Origin of the sequence: Paenibacillus ilasis (genome assembly GCF_043195395.1) — a bacterium.
GTDB lineage: Bacteria > Bacillota > Bacilli > Paenibacillales > Paenibacillaceae > Paenibacillus_AQ > Paenibacillus_AQ lautus.
The window spans coordinates 116,497-137,526 of the sequence record NZ_JBHDJG010000003.1; the positions used below are offsets into that span (position 1 = coordinate 116,497).

21 protein-coding genes and 1 riboswitch are annotated in these 21,030 nt (G+C 47.5%); of the genes, 9 read left to right on the top strand and 12 right to left on the bottom strand.

Going from position 1 to position 21,030, the window contains the following annotated elements; translation table 11 throughout:
* Window positions 1-174: 174 nt before the first annotated feature.
* The 6 genes from ACETK5_RS24795 to ACETK5_RS24820 all read right to left on the bottom strand — a co-directional run bounded on the left by ACETK5_RS24795 (window position 175) and on the right by ACETK5_RS24820 (window position 7,248).
* Complete coding sequence (locus tag ACETK5_RS24795; protein WP_463510133.1) at window positions 175-2,913, bottom strand: DUF5704 domain-containing protein; 2,739 nt, start codon at window positions 2,911-2,913, stop codon at window positions 175-177.
* 513 nt (window positions 2,914-3,426) lie between these two features.
* Window positions 3,427-4,359, bottom strand: coding sequence for a copper amine oxidase N-terminal domain-containing protein (locus ACETK5_RS24800; protein ID WP_394058461.1), 933 nt, complete (start codon window positions 4,357-4,359; stop codon window positions 3,427-3,429).
* A gap of 324 nt (window positions 4,360-4,683) precedes the next feature.
* A complete protein-coding gene (locus ACETK5_RS24805; RefSeq protein ID WP_100540740.1) occupies window positions 4,684-5,082 on the bottom strand; it encodes a helix-turn-helix transcriptional regulator in 399 nt (132 codons plus the stop codon).
* 114 nt (window positions 5,083-5,196) lie between these two features.
* Window positions 5,197-5,928 carry a hypothetical protein gene (locus ACETK5_RS24810; protein ID WP_394058463.1) on the bottom strand — a complete coding sequence of 244 codons (732 nt, stop codon included), beginning with the start codon at window positions 5,926-5,928 and terminating at the stop codon, window positions 5,197-5,199.
* Between the two features lie 184 nt (window positions 5,929-6,112).
* Window positions 6,113-6,847, bottom strand: coding sequence for a hypothetical protein (locus ACETK5_RS24815; RefSeq protein WP_394058465.1), 735 nt, complete (start codon window positions 6,845-6,847; stop codon window positions 6,113-6,115).
* A gap of 242 nt (window positions 6,848-7,089) precedes the next feature.
* On the bottom strand, window positions 7,090-7,248 hold the full coding sequence (locus ACETK5_RS24820; RefSeq protein WP_164817240.1) for a hypothetical protein: 159 nt from the start codon (window positions 7,246-7,248) through the stop codon (window positions 7,090-7,092).
* A gap of 222 nt (window positions 7,249-7,470) precedes the next feature.
* Here ACETK5_RS24820 and ACETK5_RS24825 point away from each other — a divergent pair, with 222 nt between their 5' ends.
* The 6 genes from ACETK5_RS24825 (at window position 7,471) to queF (ending at window position 11,473) form a co-directional block, all read left to right on the top strand.
* Window positions 7,471-7,923, top strand: a complete 453-nt coding sequence (locus ACETK5_RS24825) for a cell division protein ZapB (protein ID WP_100540737.1) — start codon at window positions 7,471-7,473, stop codon at window positions 7,921-7,923.
* Window positions 7,924-7,976: 53 nt separating this feature from the next.
* Entirely contained in the window at window positions 7,977-8,681 is a 705-nt protein-coding gene (locus tag ACETK5_RS24830; protein ID WP_326095303.1) for an AIM24 family protein, read from the top strand.
* A 105-nt stretch (window positions 8,682-8,786) separates the two neighbouring features.
* Window positions 8,787-8,824, top strand: a riboswitch (PreQ1 riboswitch).
* Window positions 8,825-8,958: 134 nt separating this feature from the next.
* On the top strand, window positions 8,959-9,636 hold the full coding sequence (queC, locus tag ACETK5_RS24835; RefSeq protein ID WP_326095304.1) for a 7-cyano-7-deazaguanine synthase QueC: 678 nt from the start codon (window positions 8,959-8,961) through the stop codon (window positions 9,634-9,636).
* Window positions 9,633-10,124, top strand: a complete 492-nt coding sequence (gene queD, locus ACETK5_RS24840; RefSeq protein ID WP_394058468.1) for a 6-carboxytetrahydropterin synthase QueD — start codon at window positions 9,633-9,635, stop codon at window positions 10,122-10,124. Before queC ends, queD begins: the two co-directional genes overlap by 4 nt.
* On the top strand, window positions 10,117-10,908 hold the full coding sequence (queE, locus tag ACETK5_RS24845) for a 7-carboxy-7-deazaguanine synthase QueE (RefSeq protein ID WP_207797542.1): 792 nt from the start codon (window positions 10,117-10,119) through the stop codon (window positions 10,906-10,908). Before queD ends, queE begins: the two co-directional genes overlap by 8 nt.
* Window positions 10,909-10,975: 67 nt before the next feature.
* A complete protein-coding gene (queF, locus tag ACETK5_RS24850; protein WP_009591586.1) occupies window positions 10,976-11,473 on the top strand; it encodes a preQ(1) synthase in 498 nt (165 codons plus the stop codon).
* Between the two features lie 114 nt (window positions 11,474-11,587).
* Here queF and ACETK5_RS24855 read toward each other — a convergent pair whose 3' ends face one another.
* The 3 genes from ACETK5_RS24855 to ACETK5_RS24865 form a co-directional block, all read right to left on the bottom strand.
* Window positions 11,588-12,496: an EcsC family protein gene (locus tag ACETK5_RS24855; protein WP_100540732.1), complete on the bottom strand. Its 909-nt coding sequence runs from the start codon at window positions 12,494-12,496 to the stop codon at window positions 11,588-11,590.
* A gap of 200 nt (window positions 12,497-12,696) precedes the next feature.
* Window positions 12,697-13,170, bottom strand: coding sequence for a Dps family protein (locus tag ACETK5_RS24860; RefSeq protein WP_100540731.1), 474 nt, complete (start codon window positions 13,168-13,170; stop codon window positions 12,697-12,699).
* 206 nt (window positions 13,171-13,376) lie between these two features.
* On the bottom strand, window positions 13,377-14,825 hold the full coding sequence (locus ACETK5_RS24865) for a potassium/proton antiporter (protein ID WP_326117154.1): 1,449 nt from the start codon (window positions 14,823-14,825) through the stop codon (window positions 13,377-13,379).
* A 189-nt stretch (window positions 14,826-15,014) separates the two neighbouring features.
* On the opposite strand from ACETK5_RS24865, the gene ACETK5_RS24870 reads away from it, so the two are divergent.
* The gene (locus ACETK5_RS24870; RefSeq protein ID WP_100540729.1) at window positions 15,015-16,124 is read left to right on the top strand and encodes a GNAT family N-acetyltransferase; all 1,110 of its coding nucleotides are present in this window, start codon (window positions 15,015-15,017) and stop codon (window positions 16,122-16,124) included.
* A gap of 243 nt (window positions 16,125-16,367) precedes the next feature.
* On the opposite strand, the gene ACETK5_RS24875 is transcribed toward ACETK5_RS24870, so the two are convergent.
* Together ACETK5_RS24875 and ACETK5_RS24880 are read right to left on the bottom strand one after the other, a co-directional pair.
* Window positions 16,368-16,667, bottom strand: a complete 300-nt coding sequence (locus tag ACETK5_RS24875; RefSeq protein ID WP_165789768.1) for a hypothetical protein — start codon at window positions 16,665-16,667, stop codon at window positions 16,368-16,370.
* Window positions 16,668-16,746: 79 nt separating this feature from the next.
* Window positions 16,747-17,409 carry a general stress protein gene (locus ACETK5_RS24880; protein ID WP_100540728.1) on the bottom strand — a complete coding sequence of 221 codons (663 nt, stop codon included), beginning with the start codon at window positions 17,407-17,409 and terminating at the stop codon, window positions 16,747-16,749.
* A 235-nt stretch (window positions 17,410-17,644) separates the two neighbouring features.
* Between ACETK5_RS24880 and ACETK5_RS24885 the strand changes: the two genes are divergently transcribed.
* A complete protein-coding gene (locus ACETK5_RS24885) occupies window positions 17,645-18,598 on the top strand; it encodes a class 1 isoprenoid biosynthesis enzyme (RefSeq protein ID WP_394058473.1) in 954 nt (317 codons plus the stop codon).
* 72 nt (window positions 18,599-18,670) lie between these two features.
* Window positions 18,671-18,910 (top strand): NHLP leader peptide family RiPP precursor, encoded by a 240-nt coding sequence (locus ACETK5_RS24890; protein WP_098742453.1) that lies wholly within the window; start codon window positions 18,671-18,673, stop codon window positions 18,908-18,910.
* Window positions 18,911-19,002: 92 nt separating this feature from the next.
* Here the strand turns inward: ACETK5_RS24890 and ACETK5_RS24895 are convergent, their stop codons facing one another.
* Window positions 19,003-20,892, bottom strand: coding sequence for an ATP-binding protein (locus tag ACETK5_RS24895; RefSeq protein WP_394058475.1), 1,890 nt, complete (start codon window positions 20,890-20,892; stop codon window positions 19,003-19,005).
* Window positions 20,893-21,030 lie beyond the last annotated feature (138 nt).

A 21,030-nucleotide genomic window follows, 5' to 3' on the forward strand; every position in this document is an offset into this window, starting at 1 on the left:
ATACCATATGCGGGATACACAGGCCATTGTCTGTAACTAACCTCATGCCATAGAGTAAACAGCGTAGCCTTGGATCAACAGAGCTTTTTCATTGCGAGTACAGCGAGCACAACCAAAACAGCCACTGCCTTTAAGAATAATCAGGCGTGGCTGTTTTGGTGTTAAGTGAAAACTTTAATGAGGTACCTGGGATCTAAAATCCCCTTTGCTGGACTGATCGGCATGATAGAATATGACATCCCCGTCCATCAGAGAGAACCGCTTACCATATGGATCATTATACGTGCGGCTGTATCCTTCAAGCTGCCATTGATTCATGAGTGGGCCATGAATGTATTGCAGATGGGGTTTGGCCGTATTGCCCTCCCGGGTCGTCTCGATGTTGAAATTGACCACGATATACCCTTTTTTCAGAAAAACCGAGGATTTCTCGTCCAGTCGGTTCGTCCGTCCATAAGCGGCCAGGTCGGTCCCTTTCTTCACTACGTACACGTCGGCAGGAAGACTGTATTCACCGTACCAGCGCTGAATAGCCGCGTTAGCCCGCTCCGTGTCAACGGAGGCTGGCAACCCTGACTTCGGGCCGATCAGTGTTCGTATTTCGGATGGCAGCAGCATCCAGTCGAGCCGCCCTATCCAGGTCTTATTCTTGCTGGTCTTCTCCAAATACTGCCTCAAGTAAGCTGCCGCGGACATTCCCGCCGGGGCTCCGCCGCGGTTGTACAAATATGAAGCGTTATCCTGCAGCTCGCCTTGCGGAACATTGCGCAGCCTTTCATTCAGAACGACATAGCGCTTCTCCGTGTCCTGCGGGGAACCGATCCGAATGAACTTTCGATTTCCGCTATGGTAATACAGATCAACGGGCTGCCGTCCGCTGCCATCTGGATGAACGAAATAAAAACTCGGTGTAATGGAAATGCCGTCTTGTACACCAAACATATTGCCCTTTGTCTTCAAATCAAATTTGAAGTGGTAGCCTGTCTTTACGGCCGCATTCTTATATCCCTGTGCTGGATGCTTGCCCGGTGCGATGGGAAGTGTGTACGGCAGCGAGTTCCCGCGTGCTCCACCGTCAATATCGCGAAGTCCTGTCCAATAGGACGCGCCGCTTGGTGCCGCACTCCCTTTTTGTTTGCGGAAGACCGTCTCCCAGTTATAATCGGCTATATCCGTGATATGGAAATCATATACGCGTCCGATCACTTCGACCGGTTCTATATCCGTAGCCACATGGTGAGCCAAATCCAGATTTGCGCTGGGCTGTGTCGTAAAGTCGGAAGGAGCGTTCTCCGCGATCGTACGGAAGTATACCTGATAATTGCCTTCATCCACCCATACCGGCAGGAAAAACTCCGTGTCCAGCTGATCCGTCGGAATTGTGATCCAGGTGTCTTTTGGATAAAAGGTGCTCCTGTCGCTGCTGTAGACATCGAACGGAAAATACACCTGCTTCGATCTTACATACTTCGCATAGTCCCGGTCTCCGTACCCCTGGATGTTCCGATGCTGACCCGAGGTAGGGATGCGTACCGTAAACGGCCGATCCAAGATGAAAGCAGACCGCTTCGGGTTCGGGGTTGTCTTCTGATTGTGGGCCTGATCATCCGTCACCGACGAATAATTGACTACCGGCGTATGGACGGTGACGGTGTTAATGGCATGAATCGGAAATTCCTTATTACTTCCACCATTAATATTCCCTGGTAATAAACCATATTGAATAGTACCTGCGCTCGTTGTATTGGCCCTGTTAATCTTATCAATGCTAATCATATTATTGGGCTTGTACAGCACATTGTCACTAATATGTGTGGGAGCAGGGATGCTGCCAGGAGTGGGTCCTTTTTCGAGTGTTCGATTCGAATTCATAATGGTAGACCCGTTAAAAACCAGAGAGTCATTCGTGACCTCAACTTTTTCTACAGCATTCTCAGCTACGCTCTGCAGATTCTCATTTGGCGGGGAAGGCTTTGTTTTATATGAATTTCCCCCGTAAACTCCTGATGGGGCTACAATGGGATCAGGTGGGGATGGTGGATAAAACGCTCCAGATGCACTGGTTGTAAACTGCGGTGGCTGATACCCTTGTGGATAAATTGTGATTTGCTCACCTGGTAGTGCGTAATTCCTTAGAGTCCCCTGATCGATCTTATAGACTTCAAGGTTATCGATCACCCAATAAGAATATGGCCGTTCCACGGTGTATCGTTCTGTGACCTTCTCTTCGGCTTGTTGTGGATCAGGTACTGTTGTAGGATTACCGCTCGGATCATTTGGTCCTGGTTTTCCTGGATCCCAATGCAACGTCCATGTTTTTTCTACATTCACTTTAAAGGAACAGATACCTGTCATGTTTACAAATGTATTCTGATACAGGTAATTACGAGTCAAAATATTACCATATAGACTTTCAGACGTCGGTATTCCTTGCAAAACATCAAAACGTTCACTTCCACGCAGGTCAGCGAGAATCTTCGCTGTGACCACCGGATCCATGAAACGACCATTCATTTTCGTCCCTGGAGAAGGTCTCGTGCAGGAGGCCTCAGGTGGGTCAGGGTCAGGAGGGCGCGGTGTATCGGTCTCATAGTAAAAAAACAGATAATATGTCGGAAATGAGCCATCATACGTAAAACGGCCAGGGTCACCAGGTGTTATTGATCCGCCACTCGGGGCTGAGACAGTACTTTTCTTATGTCCAACATATGTATAGTCTAGATTCCCAGGTGTATGAGTAAAAGAGTAAGGACTGTTCTTCTCTAATACTTCTTCACGATCAGTAAAACCCGGGATGCCGTTCAGTGAACGACCTGTAGTCGTATAGTGTTTTATAATGGCATTACCTACTTCGGGCTCAAGTTCGATTGTGAAAAGGATTGGGAAGTAATACCGAAGTCCTTTGACATTCATATTTTGTTCTTCTTTAGTTGTCTCGAGAGGATCATCTGCTTTTAAGTCTCCTATGACATGTACATTAAAAGACACGCTTTCCGTTCCTAATCCCCGAATATTCCCTTTGATAGTAGGAGTATATTTTTTACTGACGTTTGGGGCCCTCTGATCCCATGTTTCTTGTTGATAACGAGAACGAAAATATAGATCCCTACCATCTGGATCAGTCATATCAGGGTTGAATTTCTCTACCCATACACTTTTAATCTTTCGGTCAGGAATATCGAATGAATACGGAAAATCCATAGATTTATTTGGTTGGTTCTCATATCCTTCCGGCGTCCAAGTTTGTCCATCTGAATAACGCCAAATCTCGTAAGTAAACATTCCAACAAAATAATGTACATTTCGATTGCTTGGCTTTGGTGTTGTAGGTAGAGCAGCAAAGACACTTTGAATAATAAGGGCATTTATAGTCAACATAATTATTAGCACATAAAGAATTCTCTTTTTTTTTCATATGGTTACCATTCACTTAAAGGGATTCTTAAGTAAAGTTAATGATTCCGTACCCATCTGAAAACCAATATATTCAGCTTTATTTAGTTTGAAATGCTTATAGTTCACATCATTATTGACTATTTGATCATACTCGCTCGTAGTTTTGTAAGTTCGGGTAATCGTTTTATCTGATTGCTTAATCGGATCCGCAGAATTTCGATAACGAGGAAGTTCTCCTTTTTGTAGGTAGTAGATTGGGCCAAGTCCTGCATCAAATCGGATTCTAATTGATTGGTAATCTCCGAACATCACTGGCCATACATCGTAAACTATAAAACGATCTATTCTTAATGGCAGATCATCAATAGTAAATATTCGAACATCCTTTTTCCCATCTATCAGGTGCGTCTTTGTTCCAAACATTTTAACAAAATCATTGTTCAGACTCGTTTTTTCCACACTTGCTACTTCCGTTATATCTGGAACTTCCCTCGAACCAATCCAAACCCAATTGCCGACTCCATCCCAATTTACGGGAACTCCAAGATTCTCGCTTACAAATCTTAATGGCACATAAGTTCGCCCTTTAACAGCTTTAGCAGCCGTATCCATAGTGACACTTTTACCGTTTACAACGGCCTCTTTACTCCCTAAGGTAAGAGCAATCGATTTTCCATCTTTCTTATAAGTAACAGTTTTACCGCTAAAACCGATTTCAGCCTTTAAAGCTTCTCCAATACCTCTGAGTGGCACTTGCACCCGGCCATTTTCAAAGACAGGATCTCCGCCATGAAACTTTACCTTTCTTCCGTCTACCAAAACTGCTAATTTAGGACCTCCAACAGCACTATCTGCCTCAACAGGAATAGGATCGTAAAAACCGATCCATGCCGTACTAATCAAAGCCATAACCAATAGCTTAACATTCCATTTTCTTACCTTGCTAGTTAACTCTTTTTTCATGAATATCCTCCTATACAAGTTGTGGAATCAACCTATGCCCTTGCTCCATATCTCCTTCCTACGCCCTTGCTTAGGGACATCTACCGCCGTCTCTCACAATTACACATCCATTACATTTTTGGATGGATAAGAGAATTTATAGTTATATTATCATATAATCTTCTATTTTGGTATAATATCCCTATCCTGATTCTAATTTACTAGTACATTCGCATCTCCACAGGAGAATGGTTATTTCCCTATAAACTGATAAAAACCTCGACGATAGTCACATGAATATGTGTGCTTTCGTTCGAGGTTTAATTGTTACACGTAGTGGAACCGTTATAAACCGGTGGAGGATTCATCCCGGTCCCCGGCCTGAATTTCAGCTTTTTCCGCGCTTTGCTTATATACAGCAGCCAACACTTTCTCATAAGCGCTTTCAAATTCATCGGGCAGCATCGGCTTGACTTTTTCCAATATGGTCAACAGTTTAAATAACGCCTGTACCTCCTCTTCCGTTAAACCAAGCGGGTACATTGCAAAATGCCCGATAAATGTGTAACCGCGGCCTCGTCCTTGGTGAGTGATGGGAATATGCATGGCGCTGAGGGCATCCATATCCCGATAAATGGTTCTTTCGCTGGTTCCACAACGTTCGGCAAGCTCTCGAGCCAGTATACCTGGTCTTGCTTGTACAAGGGTAATGATTCTCATTAGTCGGATCAGTCGGTCTGTCATATGGCATTCTCCCTATCTTTCTAGTAAATTAGACATATTTTGTTTGACTGCTAAGTAGTACATTCGACCCTGAAATCATTTTTCCTTTTTTATATACAGATTCTTGATTCCTAGTTAATTTTTAAGCCTAAAGTCCCTTTTTCTGTTCGCATTTTCAGAAGATAATTGCCGATATGTATCCAGATACAAACCAATTAGTTGATAAAGGGTTTCTGCTTCCTTCAAATAATCCCTATCCCGAAATCGTATTGCGTATAAAAGCATCTCATCTGCCTGTCTGCGAATCATTTCTTCTCCTCGAGCCAACTTCCCCCGTTCCAGCTCTCTTCTTGCTTGCTCCAGAATGGAAGCATTCTGGTATAACTTCAGCACCTTCTCAACGCGATAATCTGCCCTTCGGTATTTCAATGCCGTATGATTGCTGAATTGAAGCGGTATCGTGCGGGACGGCTGCAAAACCACCTTCTGCTTCTGAACATCCATATATGTCCATAGGGCGGTAATAATGGGATACACCCCCGATTGCCTAGCTCCGACACTCAGCTCAAGAACCAGCTGTTTGGATCTCCCTTCCAGCAAAGAGCCTAAAGACAACGACATGTTGCGATCATTCAGCATCTCACCATGGCATCCATACATATGTTCCACTTGAACGCGTTCCCCTAATTGAAGGTGTAGTTGGACATCTTCAGCCATGCGCTGATTAAAGCCATGAGACTGCGTTTTTTGCTTTGACGTACCAACCCTCCACTCGATCAGCAGAAAGACTTGACTAGTCCCCCCAGCGAATACATGGCTGTGGCTCCATGTAAAATCCGAAAACAAGCCAGACTGCAATACATCCACCTCTTTCCTCTTCTTCTAATAATGTACCAATACAGATGGACATCTTACTGTCACGGAACATATGTTCTCATTGTGAATTCGACAAAAAAAGACCACAGCCCTATCAGCTGCGGTCTTTTAGTTATGCAGATTTTTGTCACAATTCGGACAAGGGAATCTTTTACTGCCTCAAATTTCCTTATCCCTACAATAAAACGGTCTGTACAACGGCTAGAAATAGAACATAAATGCCTAAAGCAACCCCTAAAAATTTAATCCATTGGCTTGATCCCATGCGGTACAATTCGATAACGGCTGCGCTGTTCGCTGCCAATCCGGTCATTAAAGCCAATACAAGGATGAGGAATGCCAGCTTTAACGACATGAAACTGATCAATCCGCTTAAGATAAGCGCCGCTCCGAACGGCAGCTGGAAAGAGCCCATCTTCGCAATGAATTCCTTCATGTCAAGCTTCTGCTTCGTAACCATATTGCCCGTAAACCAGAAAGAACCTAATAAAATAACGGTTGAGAACAATCCCAGCAAAAGCGCCCGGCTCCCCATGCCGAAATCGCTTATCAAGGCCGACATCATGCCCAGCCCGGAATAGAACATCTGCTTGATCCCAAGACCAAACAACCAAAAACCGATGATGCTGGAAGCCATCCCGATGATGCCGTAGAGCATGCCTGTCTGATCCCCTCGCATGTTCAATGCACTCATCGGATTTTTCAATAGATTCAGCAGCACCTGTCCATCGACTTGAACGGCGGATGAGGTTTTGGCATGCGGAGCACCGGCAGATTCGGAATCTGGACGCCCTTGTTCCGGCTCCGCCGCTGCAGCCGTGTATTTCATAGGATTCCCTGAGGTGTCGTTAACACATTGATGTGTGACGCCATCCCTTAATTCGTTACCGCAATGTATACAATAGGCCATTTCTTCAAAACTCCTTTTCTCAAATTATGGTTTATGTATATTGGATCATCTTACAACCTAGTATAAAAGAAAATTGTATAAATTTGTAATGATATCTTCCCTAAACCGTCATATTCAGACGAATTCTCTGTTTTATCCCAAGCCCATGCACAAAAGAATGAAGTTCCATTATGAATCAAACGCAAAAAAACCGGAGGTGTTCTCCGGGTTTTAAAGGCTTTTGATTTCATACACAGCGTCTATTAACCTATTTCTGCTGCCGAAACGGGTTTGGTATCCCCCATATGTCTTGATGTGCGTTGAATGGGAGCGTACGTTACTTTATCAATTAACAATCCGTTACCCACGGGCTTTCCATTCACTGTAATCATAATTTTCTTCACGTTGTTATCTTTCATCATGGTCGAAATCTCCTTTTTATCTGCTAGTTCATTTTATGTTCATTTCGTATGGGATGGCTTCTATGCGCTTGCTTGATTACATTACCCTCCACATGAGCAAGTTAAACAACTTAGCTTCTAATAGATTCACTTCCCATGCGAATGTGGGTAATATATATTAATAGAAACCTGTCGAAATTTGATTCGTATTTACTATAAATAATCGAATGGTGGTGATCCCACATGCATAAGCCGACAAAATCCAGACTCATCCAACTTTCTCTCATACTGCTGGTGGCGGGGATCGCGCTGCCGGCCGGTGGACGGACCGCCAGCGCCAATTACTTTAACAATTTGTACGATAATATCCAGCAGTTCTCCGAACTGCCCGATGAAATAAACCAGCTCAAGAGCAACTATAACCAAGCCCTGCAGGAGCTCGATAAAGCCAGAATCGCTTCCGAACGGCTTCAGCAGCAAAATCTGACCCTGGCGGAGCAGAACTCCAATCTCGCGGAGCAAAACCAGCAATTAACCCAAATGGTAAGCCAGCTTCAAGAGGCTGAAGCCACCCGAAAACGTGGGGCGGAGCGTTTAAAGACCGTGGCGATCACCGCCGTGGCATTGGCTGCCGGATACTTTGTCATCATTCGCGTCCTGCGATTCGGCATGCGCCGAACGAACCGTTCTAAATAGGACAAGCTTTTATCAGATCCCCACCATCCAACCAGGCAAAAGGAGGCGCGGCCATGATTATCCGAATGGAAGATGCAGCGGGCAGCGGAGCGGGACAAGCGGTTACGTTCTCCCTGACTGAAGGGGACACGGCCCATGTCCTTCATCCTGAGCAAATCGTTGCCTATCGGGGTCCCTCCTCCGGACGCAGCGACCGTCTCATGAACGTAAAGGGCATATACCGCAAGAAAAAATGGATTCGTGCCGATATTACAGGACCCAGCCAATTTACGGCTGCGCTCCCCCCAGGCTTCAACATGCATGAAATTCAGCTGGAAGGCGAACAGGACATGCTCTATGATTTTCGTCATGTTTTCTTTTACACCCAGTTTGTTACGATGCAGACAAGAATACTGAAAATCAAAAACATGCTGGTCACGCGAGATGCCATTAAGATGAAGTTTTCCGGGAATGGCAGCATCGGCATTCTGACCCAAGGTCCGGTATGCAAAGTCAAGCTGCATCCTACCGAGCCATTGTATGTGGACGCCGGAAGCATCATCGCCTATCCCGAAGCGGCTAAACTGGACCTGACCGTATATGGCAATCATCTCGCCAGCCAGCACATGAACTATCACTGGAAGCTGACCGGTGACGGGTATGTGTTGTTTCAAGCGGGACGCCAGAATCAGCGGCTCGTAGACGAATTAAATGATGAAGGCATCATCAAGCGTTTTCTGCGGGAAGCAATTCCCTTTGGCGGAGTGTTTATCAAATAATCGAGCCGTGTTATAATGGAGGGCATAATCAGACTGCATGCTGGATCTTAACACCCATGCGGTCACAAGGACAACAGAAGACAATCCATGCGCCTATCGCGGTGTATGGGAGAGGTTCGTGAACTCCCTCTATAAAAAACTATCGTGTCTTATTCGGTGCTGCACCCTAAGAATAAGGCTTGTTTTTTTACGGATTCAGTTCAATGAACTTCTCTTTCTTCTACAGGTTCAGCCCTTTTCGGCTGCTCTTAAATTATGAAGGATGAGAGGTTTTTTTATGCTTAAAAATGAAAAAGCGGTCGTTGTTTTCAGCGGTGGTCAAGACAGCACCACCTGCCTGTTCTGGGCGAAGGAACGCTTCGCCGAAGTCGAAACCGTAACCTTCGATTATGGCCAACGCCATAAGCTTGAAATAGAATGCGCGGCACAGATCGCCAAGGAACAAGGCGTGAAGCAAACGGTGCTCGATATGAGCCTGCTTAATCAGCTGGCGCCGAATGCGTTAACGCGCAGCGATATCGAAATTGCCGAAGGCGACGGCTTGCCTACTACATTTGTGGAGGGACGAAACCTGCTGTTCCTCAGCTTTGCCGCTGTGCTGGCCAAGGGCATCGGTGCAAAACATCTGATCACGGGCGTATGCGAGACGGATTTCAGCGGTTATCCCGATTGCCGGGACAGCTTCATCAAATCGCTCAACGTTACGCTAAATCTAGCAATGGATTACCCGTTCGTCATTCACACGCCGCTTATGTGGCTCGACAAGTCGGAAACCTGGGAGCTCGCCGACCAGATGAATGCACTCGAATACGTTCGTGACCATACGTTAACCTGCTATAACGGCATCAAGGGCGACGGCTGCGGAGAATGTCCTGCATGCAAGCTGAGAAAAGCGGGGCTCGATAACTACATGCAGCGCCGTAACCGTGTATCTGAAGGGGGGCGCCTGGTATGAGCCGCGAGCCAGGGGCTTTCCGCATCGTAGAGCATCTGCAGAAGCTTGGCGAAGACATCGATGCCGGAAGCCTGCGTTACCACCGGAAGCGGGTGCTGGTCTCCAAAGAGTTTACCTTTGATGCTGCCCATCATCTGCATTGCTATGAGGGAAAATGCAAGAACTTGCACGGCCACACGTACAAAGTAGTCTTTGGCATCAGCGGTATTCCCAATGAAGTGGGCATTACCGTGGATTTCGGGGACATTAAGGATTGCTGGAAAACGAGTATCGAACCGTATCTGGATCACCGTTACCTGAACGAGACTTTGCCGCCGATGAACACGACAGCAGAGAACATGGTTGTATGGCTGTTTGAAAAAATGGAGGAAGCCCTCCGCAGCAGAGAGTCGTACGAGCAGCAAGGCACACGAACCGAATTCGTCCGCCTGTTCGAGACGCCGACCAGCTACGCTGAGGTCAGACGGGAGTGGATGATCGATGAATAATGTGCATGTTAAACCTGAGAACGATTCAAATGCCTCCTCCCCTGTCATAGCAGTGGACCGTCCGATTCCCGTGATGGAGATTTTCGGTCCTACCGTTCAAGGTGAAGGCATGGTCGTTGGACGCAAGACCATGTTCGTTCGTACGGCGGGCTGCGACTATCGCTGTTCCTGGTGCGACTCCGCGTTTACGTGGGACGGTTCCGCCAAGGACACCATATCGCGCATGAGTGCAGACGAGATCTGGCAAGAGCTGTACCGGCTGGGCGGCGAACGCTTCGATCATGTCACCCTGTCGGGTGGCAATCCCGCTCTTCTCTCCCAGCTCGGCACGCTTGTGGATGAGCTGCATCGACACGGAATTACCGTTGCCGTGGAGACCCAAGGCTCACGCTGGCAGGATTGGCTGAATGATATCGATGAAGTGACCATCTCTCCCAAGCCGCCAAGCTCAGGTATGGATACGGACTGGGGCAAGCTCGATGATATCGTCTCCCGGCTGTCCGCACGGGCGCCCGGTAGAACCTTCAGCCTCAAGGTTGTCGTATTTGACGATAAAGACTTAAGTTATGCGGAAACGGTCCATGAACGATACCCGAACGTGCCGTTTTATTTGCAGACCGGTAATCCCGATGTAGGTACAGGCGATACCGCTTCGCTGGTCTCCCATCTGCTGGATCGGTACGAGTGGCTTGTCGATGCCGTCATGCAATCCGACCGGTTGAACGATGTGCGTGTCCTGCCGCAATTGCACACGCTCGTCTGGGGCAATAAACGCGGAGTGTGACGTTGTAATAAAAAAATCGCTACACTTGATTGTGCATTTATTAATATGAATAAAGGAGCTATCCCATATGGCTGGAAGACAAAAAGAAGAAATGGAAGACGTTACCCTGCTCGGCAACCAAGGCACAAAATACACGTTCGAATATGATCCCGGCATTCTGGAGAGCTTTGACAACAAGCATCCCTACCGGGATTACTTCGTCAAATTCAACTGTCCCGAATTTACAAGCTTGTGCCCGATTACAGGCCAGCCGGACTTTGCAACCATCTACATCAGCTACATTCCGGATATTAAAATGGTGGAGAGCAAATCCTTGAAGCTGTACCTCTTCAGCTTCCGCAATCACGGGGACTTTCATGAGGACTGCGTCAATATCATCATGAATGACCTCATCAAACTGATGGATCCGAGATATATCGAAGTGTGGGGGAAATTCACCCCGCGGGGCGGTATTTCCATCGATCCGTATTGCAATTACGGTCGTCCGGGGACCAAATACGAGGAGATCGCCGCGAACCGTCTGATGAATCATGACCTGTATCCGGAAAAAGTGGATAACCGATAGGAAGCCTTTTGCGTGAAATACGTCCGTTCTAATTACCGTAATGATGATAAAAAGGGTTGCCCGCCTATGGTGGGACAACCCTTTTTTTATTAATTTATCAGGAGGAATAAACGGTTACAGGGGATGTTCCATATTCCTAAGCCGGTAATTTAGACGCCGCTTCTTGTAGAGCATTTTCCCTGCCTCAGCCACATCGCTAATCGTCCCTTTGTTGCTGATCGAACCGAATACAATGCCGGCAATCGGAATCAGCTGAAACAGCTTCTTCATCCCGAAGTTATCGGTATACGACTGAACGACCTCACGCCAGCCCTGCAGCTGTGAGAATACCTGCTCCGTCACTTGTTCATCATCAAAACTGGCGAGCTCCTCAAGCACCGCTTTTTTTCCCACGATATCGGCAGATGCAAACTGCAAGCACTTCACGATAAACACCCGCTCCCGGGGATCGTTCGGATCATACCCGTAACAAAGCGCCATCTCCTGCAGCACCTTGAGCGATTGACCAAGCACCATCGGCAGATCGGCCGCAATCGTAAAGATGCCCCCGATTCCCGTTGCTGCTCCTTGCGCTGCGGCAAATTTGACGCGTTTTACCGTCAGCGTATCCGCTGCGGTATCCATGACTTGGAGCGGCAGCTTCGCTGCAGATGCCAAAGTAAGCCCGGAAGCCGCTGCCACCCCTCCGTCCTCATCTTCCACTTCCATGTATTCCTCCTGAGCGGACTTTTCGGAAGGGCCGGCACCCACATTCGGACCGTTCAATCCTGCTGTCTGCGCCAAAACATTCAGTACCGACTTCTCGCGAACCAGATGTTTCCCGCCGCTCTGAATAAATCCGCCTACCTCATTCAAGGCGCTTCCGATTTTCTCTTGAACAGCCTTGGGCGTGAGGCGATCCAGCAGCATAAAGGGAATTCTTCCGAGCTTCTCCCAGAACATGACGTCCTTCTGCTCTTTCTCCCATTTCAAAATCTCTTGAAGCTGCGATTCCAGCTGTTGTCGTGATTCCATCTCTGTCATCCTCACTACTCCTATCCGCAATTAAAAATAACTATAAACTGTATACGTTGCGCATTGAAGAAAGACGCAATAAATTTCAAATTTAATCTTACAACATCACTCGCAAGGTGAACAAAAAAAAAGAGATCGACCCCTATCCGTCGATCTCCCTCCCTATATTCGCAATCCGTCATGAGACGGCAAGCATACAAATGTGAAATTTATTTACCCAAGAAGGCATTCAGCATCCAGGAATGCTTCTGTACATCGCTGACCATACCGGTCAACAGATCGGATGTAGCGTCGTCCCCTTCTTGATCCGCGGCTGCGATCCCCGCCTTCAGTTCACCGGCAAGCTGCTCAAAATCCGCAACCAGTTGTCCGACCATCTGTTCAGCCGTATTCTCATTGGAAACCTCTTGCAGCGTAGCCAGCTTCAAATATTGCGCCATGCTGGCTGCCGGTTTACCGCCAATGGCCAGCATCCGCTCGGCCAGCTCATCCACATAACCTGCTGCTGTGTTGTACAGCTCCTCGAATTTCTCGTGCAGCACGTAGAACTGAGGACCTTTTACATACCAGTGATAGTGGTGAAGCTTTACGCCAAGCAAACTCCAGTTGGCTACCTGCGTGTTCAAAATTTGTTGAAGTTCATCGGTTGTCGTTCCTTGTGTTTGTTGGGTTAAATTACTCATCTATATCGTCTCCTTTGTTATTGTATTTAGACTTATTCTAAATCCTTGTATTAATCATAACAGATTCTTGTCTCTTTTGCAAAGGGAATTGAAACTTATCAGATGAAGATAGGATGAAGAAATTACCTCCTATTTATACCTATCCTAATTTATTTTTAAGATCGATAGCTATGATAGGCATCATATTTCTCCGGCCGCTAAGAACCCTAAGACAACCCCAGGATCGTTTTCATTTCCTTCCGCTTTTGTTTCGGATTCATCACATATAAAGTATCCCCTGCCTCAATAACCGTACTCCCCCTAGGCGTAATGATACGCTTCTCCCGAATAATAGCCGTAAAGAGGATATCGTCCGGCAGATTCAGCTGCTGAATCTCCTTGCCGATAATGGGCATATCCCCATCCACCAGAATGTGGTTGATCTCGGAATCCGCTTTTCCAAGAGCCATTAACTCTAATAAAGTCGGCGCTTTGGCTTTATCCTTCTCCACCAGCGAAAGCTTTTGCGTGAGCGGGGAGATCGTGGTGCCTTGGATCACCGCTGAGGTCAACACAACAAAGAACACGACATTAAAAAACAATTCTCCATGCCTGATTCCCGCCAGAACGGGATATGTAGCCAGGACGATCGGTACGGCCCCGCGAAGGCCCGCCCATGAAATTAATATTTTCTCCCGCACGGCAAATTTGGTAAACAACAGGCTGCTGAACACGCCGATCGGCCTGGCAATAAAGATGAGAATCAAGGACAACAACAGTCCTTGCCATACGACTTCCGACAGCTCGTTCGGGAAGACAAGGAGCCCGAGCAGCACAAACATGACGATCTGCATCATCCATGCAAAACCTTGGTTAAATGCTTGAATCGTCTTGCGGTACGTCAGCTCGGTATTGCCGAGCAGCAAAGCCATAACGTATACGGCCAGCAAACCGCTGGCTCCAAGCCATGCGGCAGCGGCATACGTCAGCACCGCGAACCCCAATGCCGTCACCGGATATAAACCCGAGGAATCAAAATTGATGCGATTGATCACATATACGGCCAGCATCCCGATAAGAACACCGATAACCAGGCCCAGTCCCATCTCCATCACGAAGGAAAAAATAAGACCGATCAAATTTAGTTTCGGGTGTTCGATCCATTCGATTAAGGACACGGTTAAAAACACCGCCATCGGATCATTGCTTCCGGATTCAGCCTCCAGCGTCATTCGAATCCGTTTCTTGAGATTCGTTGCGCCGAGAACCGAGAAGACGGCCGCTGCGTCCGTCGAACCAACAATCGCACCAATTAACAGCCCCTCTTGTAACGAAATATCCAGAATGAATGCAGCGCATATTCCAACGACAACCGTTGTCAGCAAGACACCTATCGTGGCAAGTGAAATGGCCGTCCCCATAACCGGCTTGATTTCTTTGAAATCGGTCTGCATCCCGCCTTGAAACAATATGACAATCAGCGCAAATATCCCGACCAGCTGTGTGAGCTCCGCATTATCGTAATATATGAAGCGACTGAGAATCATCCCGATGGCGATAAACAGTACTAGGGCGGGCATGCCGAAGCGAGAAGAAAACTTGGTGGTCAGTACGCCTGTCAGAAGCAAAGCGCCGCATAATAAAATCATGGAATCAACAAAACTTGGCAAGCTCATCCCTCCGGTGTCAGTTTCGTAAGTTATATTACCCGAAAATCATCCCTTCCTCGCACACAACAAGTGCCTCTTCAAGAATCGATTCGACGGAGCCGGACGGACAAAGAAGTTGCAAACGTTTACTGGATATTCCACACCCAATGACTTTATACTGGTAACAAGTGACATACATAGGGGAGGCGTCAACGAATGAACATTTCTATTATGAAAAGCGATCAACTACATCAAGCTGTCGAGCTGTCCGACCGTATTTTTCTGAAGCAGCCGGAACAGCCTTCGATGGGGGTATCCTTTCCTCCGATATTTTCGCCGGGAATCAGCCATTCCTACGGTGCCTGGGATCAAGACAAACTCGTCTCATTCATGGGATTCGTACCATTTTCCATCCAGACTCGCGGTGCCCGATTAAATATCTATTCCATCGGCTCCGTCTGTACGGATCCGGATTACCGGGGTCAGCGCCTTGCAGGCAGTCTCCTGGAACAGTGCATCCGTCATGGCGAAGCTTCCGGGGCATCCTTAATCCTCATTTCCGGCGGCAGATCCCTGTATACCCGGGCAGGCAGCCGTTTGTTCGGCCGTGCATTCCGCTTCCGTCTTGACCCGGGCTCCATTGAGCCCTTGCGGGCGGTGACGGGAAAACAAGTGCGCATTCGGGCAATGCAGCCGCAGGATCTGTTCCACCTTCAAAAGCTGATGGAGCAGCGGGAAGCCGGTTATGTTACTACGGCTTCGGAGCTTAACAAACTGCTGGGTGCAAGCGCCTACTCCAACGTGATCCGCCTTGAGCAGCAGGTGCTTGTCGCCGAAGAAGACGGCGTGTTGACCGCATTTGCCATCATAGCCGTGCCTGGGACCGTGATGACTCCTTCGAGAGAGTCTACCCTTGTAGAATGGGGAGGAAGTCCTGAAGCGGCTGCACTGGTCATCGCCGAGGCGATCTCTTCCTTCAACCTTTCAGCGCTAACGATTCCGCTGCCTTGGCAGGATAAAGAGCTGGCAGCATTAATCCAATCAGCCGGCATTACGCCTGAATATATTCAAAATGAGGGAACCGTTTATGTAGTTAGCGGCCCACAACTGCTACGCCAGCTGGCTCCTGTGCTGCCTGAGGGGTTGATTCAGGCAGATGGCGAGCATGGTCCTTACCGACTTACCCTGAATAATGAAGCATTGGAACTGGATGATGAGGGTTTACTCTCGATCCTGTTTGATCCGGAATCATCTTATCGGGCTAACGGCAGCGTAACCTTTGAAGCCATCCCTCTTCCGTACACAGCGGGTCTTCAATATATTTGAATATAGTAGGTAGACACTGAAGGTGCATTTGATCCTTACCCTTAACGGGGAGGTCATTTGCACCTTTTTATTCACCAGGTGTTATACCTGAATTATTCTGCCCTGACAGCACAGCACTGATATTCATACCGACGATGGACGTCCGCCTAATTTTAACTGGATATGTGCCCTTCTTCTCCGCTTCCACATAGGATGAGATAACGATCTGGCAGAAAGAGGTGCATGGCTTGAGTCATCATCATCCTAAAAGAGGCCTTCAATCCCAAACAAGCCTTGGTATTCCAGGGCTCTTCCCCGGATACCCGTTCTATCCTTATCCATACTATCCACCTTATTATCCATTCTATCCTTACCCTCCGTTTTATCCGGGATATCCTGGTGGCCACGGATATCCCGGACACGGACACGGGCATGGACATGGTCCATGGCATCCTGGGGGTCCTGGACATGGACCCGGCGGTCCTGGTGGTCCTGGACACGGACCTGGCGGTCCCGGTTACGGGCCGAGGGGAGCGCAGAGACAGCGCAGTAAGCGGTAAACACTCGTTAAACGCAATAATAAACCGCCCGGATTTATCCCGGGCGGTTTGTTATTGCCAATTCATATTTTTAACATTAACCCTTATCGTCTCTTCGAGATCTCATCCCGATCCGGACTAATGGCACCGCCATTACCATCACCATAACCTTGATACAGATTAGGGTCCGGGACCGCATCCTCGGTCGCAGCCGCTGCTTCAGAGCGTGAATCTACTGGCGCACCGGTACCGCTATAGGTGCCTTCCTCACGGTAATGATGTTCATTGAGGGCGCTATTGCTGCGGAATATATCATATACCCGGCCACCATTCGTTTCATCTGCATCCACCATGACCAGAATATGGCCTTCGTCCACATATCCCCCGTACTCCTCCGCTTGCTCTTCCGGAATTCCCAGGCCAATCAAACCACCTACCAATCCGCCCGCACCAGCGCCTACGGCTGCTCCCGTAAGTGTTGCCGCGATCGGACCAGCCGCGATGATCGGACCAATGCCTGGAATGGCCAATGCACCTAAGCCGGCCAGCAATCCGGTTACACCGCCTAACACACCGCCTGTGGCGGCACCGGATGCCAAGCCCTCAGGGGCCTTGGTGCCGGTCTCGTCCTGAATATGAGAAGATTCTCCGCGATCCTTGGCAATGACAGAGATTTCATCGGCTCTGAAACCTTGCTGCTTTAGATCCTCAATGGCCCGGGTTGCTTCCTGCTCCGTCCGAAAAGCTCCTACAATTTTCTGAGTCATATGAATTCCTCCTAAATGGTCATTTTCGATTTATCGCTGTACATCCCTAACTTAAACGCCAGTCGCCATAATCAAACAATAAAACCGATGTACCGCCTGTAAAAGAACCCGTCGCAGCATCAAAAAACCCATATTTAGCCATTTTATGGACTGGTAATATTTAACTTTATAAATATTCATGTTAATATAGCAAGTAAGCACTTGTTCCTTATATATAGAATAGGTTGGTGATTCCATGAACTGGTTCAAGCCTTTCGAGGACGATCTTGCGGCCGCATTCTCAGTCTGCGAAGCAAGGCTATCCGAGCTCCCTGCTCCCTTGAATGAAATTGGTCTTTCATACTTGAGAAAGTTTGACGTGTTCGAGCAGGACAGTTCCAAAAATTACATTTGTTATCTGCTTCCCTTCTGGATGAAAGAACTGACCGCTCTGCCCGCCGATGTATACCGTCACCTCTCAGCGGCCAACATTATCGGCATGTTATACTACTTCATTCAAGATGACATTATGGACTCGCCCCATGACAGTCAGTCTCCCATAAATCCGAAACACCATCTCGCACTTGCCAACCTGCTGTATTACGAATTTCTCACATCCTATCAACCCTACTTTTCAGCGAATTCCGACTTCTGGTCTTATTTCAAAAACTACACACATGAATGGTCCGAAGGCGTCCTCCACGAAACCCGGGACGATTACTTCAAGCACAACCGAGCCATGATCGCAAAAAAAGCGGCTCCCGTAAAGCTGGGAAGCACTGCCGCATTGCTTTTATCTGATCAAGCAGGTCTCATTCCACGAACGAATGATGTGATGAACCATGTTCTGCTTACCTTGCAGATGATGGACGATTGGACCGATTGGAAGCAGGATCTTGCAGATGGCAGCTACAACTGCCTGCTGTCTCTCATTAAATCGGAATTGGGTCGACCACGCGAAGCGAACCTGACGCTGCCCGAAGTTCAAGAAGCCATCTATGTTAACAACATGTTGAAGCCCTATGCAGACATTGCTGCAGCGACCCACGCCCAGCTCTTATCGGTAGATATAGACGCCCCCCATCTCATCTCCTTTCATCAAACGATGGTGGATGAGCTTCAAGCCGAAGCGAATCATATCGAAAACAGTAAAGAAACCCTTTCTTTTGGCGGGTTAAACTATTATTTGTCTATTCTCAGCAAAAAATAATAGATTTTATATTTGTTCCATGGTATTCTTTAAGAGTAAAAAATAACCAATTTATTTGAAAGGGTGATTCTTATGACGACAGAAGCCATCTTTCAAACACAATTGATTCAAAAAGCTTGGGAGGATCCTAGCTTTAAGGCAAAATTGCTCAGCGATCCGAAATCCGCCATCAAGGAAGTTCTTGGGGTACGGATTCCCGACCACATCGAGATTCGAACACTTGAAGAGAACCCTAACGAGCTGTATCTGGTCATTCCTCCGAATCCATCAGGCGTGATCAAGTCAGAAGCCAAAGAAAGAGCCATCTGGTAAAGACTACATAACAGCTTGGACATTTCATAAATAGATGTAATCCGTACAAAGAGTGGGGACGATCACCGTCATCGCTGCCGCAGCTTAGCGAATTATTCGCCAGCTGCGGGAAGCGTAATGACGGCATCCGTCCCCACTCCTTTTTTACTCGTAAAATAAACGTTTCCATCCATGGCCTCGATAATTCGAAAGGTCACCATCAGGCCAAGCCCTGTCCCCTTGGTTTTGTTGGAGAAATAAGGCTCTCCCAGCCGTGCCAACACATCCGGCCCCATCCCTTCGCCATTATCCACAACATGAATAAAAACCTGGTCCTGCTGGCGATAGCAGCGGATATGAACCCATCCCTCTTCGCCCAGCGCCTCGATGCTATTCTTAACAATGTTGATGAAAGCCTGCTTGAATTTCGAGGAATTCCCCCGAATCGTAATATCCTCCGGAATATCCACGGTGATCTTGCCTCCTTGGAGGTGGGCAAGCGGGCCGAGTATGCCTTCGATATGCTTGAACTCCTCCGAAACCCGAAGCACGGTGTCTTTGCCGAACTCCGGTTTAGCAAAGGTTAAGAAATCCGTAATAATGCCGGAAGCACGGTCCAGCTCCACCAGAGCCAAATCCAAATATTCGCGTTCCGTGGCTTGGGCTTTTCCGGTGAGAAGCTGCAGGAATCCCCGCGTTACTTGCAGCGGATTACGAACCTCATGGGCAACCGATGCTGCAAGCTCACTGATAATCTCCATTTTCTCCGAACGCTGCAGTTCATTGTTGAACATCTCAAGCTCCTTGGAGTATTGAAGAATCCGTTCGTGATTTTTGGCAAAATGCCGCCCGAGAATGACGATCAGGGCAATGATGAAGCTGACAATCCCCCATTTCCATAGAAAGAGATTGTAGCTGCCCCGGGTAAGGAAAAATTGCAGCAGCTCGCTTAAGCCCACAACAGCGAATACCGCAAAGCCTGCATTGAAAATAACAGCGTCCTTATTCCCCTTAACGGCATAATACATGGAGCTCCCGACCAGCAATACAAATTGAACGATCATCACAACACCCATGACCTGAACGGAGAAGAAATAATACAGGTCGAACCATTGATTCGAACCCCATTGATTGACAATCAGAAACAGCCCGCAAAACAGCGAGTAGCATATCTGGAACTTGCGGAGTTTGCGCAGCGTGCCCTTCCAGCCGGGCCCGAAGATTTTTTCAAAAAAGAGACTGAACGAAGGAAGTAAGATAAATAATGAGATGTCATATAAATGAGTGTAAAGATTTCCATATTGATTAAAAATCGTATAAAGAAACGGGGAGTATGTAAACACCAGTATGCCTACAGATAAAATAATTAAAGATAGGGATAACACCGTGACCAAATATTTTCTGTTCAGAAAAATAGCGCAGATCAACATCACCAATGCGATAAATATAAAGGCGCTTCCGAGAATGATGTCCATCAAATTCGACTTAACAAACCGATTAAACATGTCCTGATAATCGCCGACAAGGATTTTCCCTTCAATCATCACATGATCCCTAGCGGTCTCCAGCCAGATGTGAAGATCCTTGCCGAGCATGTCCTGGTGCAAAGGAAGCAAGATGTAATTAAGCTCATAATTGTACGTTCGGGTAGATTCGTAAATCTTCTGGTGGTCCGCATAAACCGCAATCTGCTGTCCGTGGAGCTTATCAATCAAAATGCCAGGGGATGCGGATGCGATCTCGGGAATCCTCATATGAATCCACGCGGATGCCTTGGTATGCGGCTTATAAGGCTTCGAATCACCGGGCGAAGTTTCCATCCAATCATGGATGTGGACGGGCACATTCTCCGGTATCCCCCGGGATTCCGACCAGAGGATTCTCCACTCCTTAATCGCTGCACGAGCTGCCGTTTCTTCGGTGGCAAAGACAAGCCTGGGGAACCCCTGGCTTAAAATAAAAACGATGATCAGGAACACAGCGATCTTCCATCCAGACCTCATTGACGCACCTCAAACATTATAATGAGTAAAACTCTTATTGTGTTATTCGATGCAACAAAACCTTCCACCTTCTAATATTCGGAAAAATGATAAAATTTTCTATTAAAGATAGAACAAAGAGAGATACCGTTATGGCAT

Bases quoted from the DNA above. Each gene is read 5' to 3' on its own strand.
- queE (WP_207797542.1), top strand. From the start codon at position 10,117: ATGAATAATGTGCATGTTAAACCTGAGAACGATTCAAATGCCTCCTCC.
- queF (WP_009591586.1), top strand. From the start codon at position 10,976: ATGGCTGGAAGACAAAAAGAAGAAATGGAAGACGTTACCCTGCTCGGC.
- ACETK5_RS24860 (WP_100540731.1), bottom strand. From the start codon at position 13,170: ATGAGTAATTTAACCCAACAAACACAAGGAACGACAACCGATGAACTT.
- queC (WP_326095304.1), top strand. From the start codon at position 8,959: ATGCTTAAAAATGAAAAAGCGGTCGTTGTTTTCAGCGGTGGTCAAGAC.
- ACETK5_RS24870 (WP_100540729.1), top strand. From the start codon at position 15,015: ATGAACATTTCTATTATGAAAAGCGATCAACTACATCAAGCTGTCGAG.
- ACETK5_RS24865 (WP_326117154.1), bottom strand. From the start codon at position 14,825: ATGAGCTTGCCAAGTTTTGTTGATTCCATGATTTTATTATGCGGCGCT.
- ACETK5_RS24855 (WP_100540732.1), bottom strand. From the start codon at position 12,496: ATGACAGAGATGGAATCACGACAACAGCTGGAATCGCAGCTTCAAGAG.
- ACETK5_RS24885 (WP_394058473.1), top strand. From the start codon at position 17,645: ATGAACTGGTTCAAGCCTTTCGAGGACGATCTTGCGGCCGCATTCTCA.
- ACETK5_RS24805 (WP_100540740.1), bottom strand. From the start codon at position 5,082: ATGACAGACCGACTGATCCGACTAATGAGAATCATTACCCTTGTACAA.
- ACETK5_RS24825 (WP_100540737.1), top strand. From the start codon at position 7,471: ATGCATAAGCCGACAAAATCCAGACTCATCCAACTTTCTCTCATACTG.
- ACETK5_RS24880 (WP_100540728.1), bottom strand. From the start codon at position 17,409: ATGACTCAGAAAATTGTAGGAGCTTTTCGGACGGAGCAGGAAGCAACC.
- ACETK5_RS24795 (WP_463510133.1), bottom strand. From the start codon at position 2,913: ATGAATGTCAAAGGACTTCGGTATTACTTCCCAATCCTTTTCACAATC.
- ACETK5_RS24895 (WP_394058475.1), bottom strand. From the start codon at position 20,892: ATGAGGTCTGGATGGAAGATCGCTGTGTTCCTGATCATCGTTTTTATT.
- ACETK5_RS24830 (WP_326095303.1), top strand. From the start codon at position 7,977: ATGATTATCCGAATGGAAGATGCAGCGGGCAGCGGAGCGGGACAAGCG.
- ACETK5_RS24820 (WP_164817240.1), bottom strand. From the start codon at position 7,248: ATGATGAAAGATAACAACGTGAAGAAAATTATGATTACAGTGAATGGA.
- ACETK5_RS24890 (WP_098742453.1), top strand. From the start codon at position 18,671: ATGACGACAGAAGCCATCTTTCAAACACAATTGATTCAAAAAGCTTGG.
- queD (WP_394058468.1), top strand. From the start codon at position 9,633: ATGAGCCGCGAGCCAGGGGCTTTCCGCATCGTAGAGCATCTGCAGAAG.
- ACETK5_RS24800 (WP_394058461.1), bottom strand. From the start codon at position 4,359: ATGAAAAAAGAGTTAACTAGCAAGGTAAGAAAATGGAATGTTAAGCTA.
- ACETK5_RS24815 (WP_394058465.1), bottom strand. From the start codon at position 6,847: ATGGCCTATTGTATACATTGCGGTAACGAATTAAGGGATGGCGTCACA.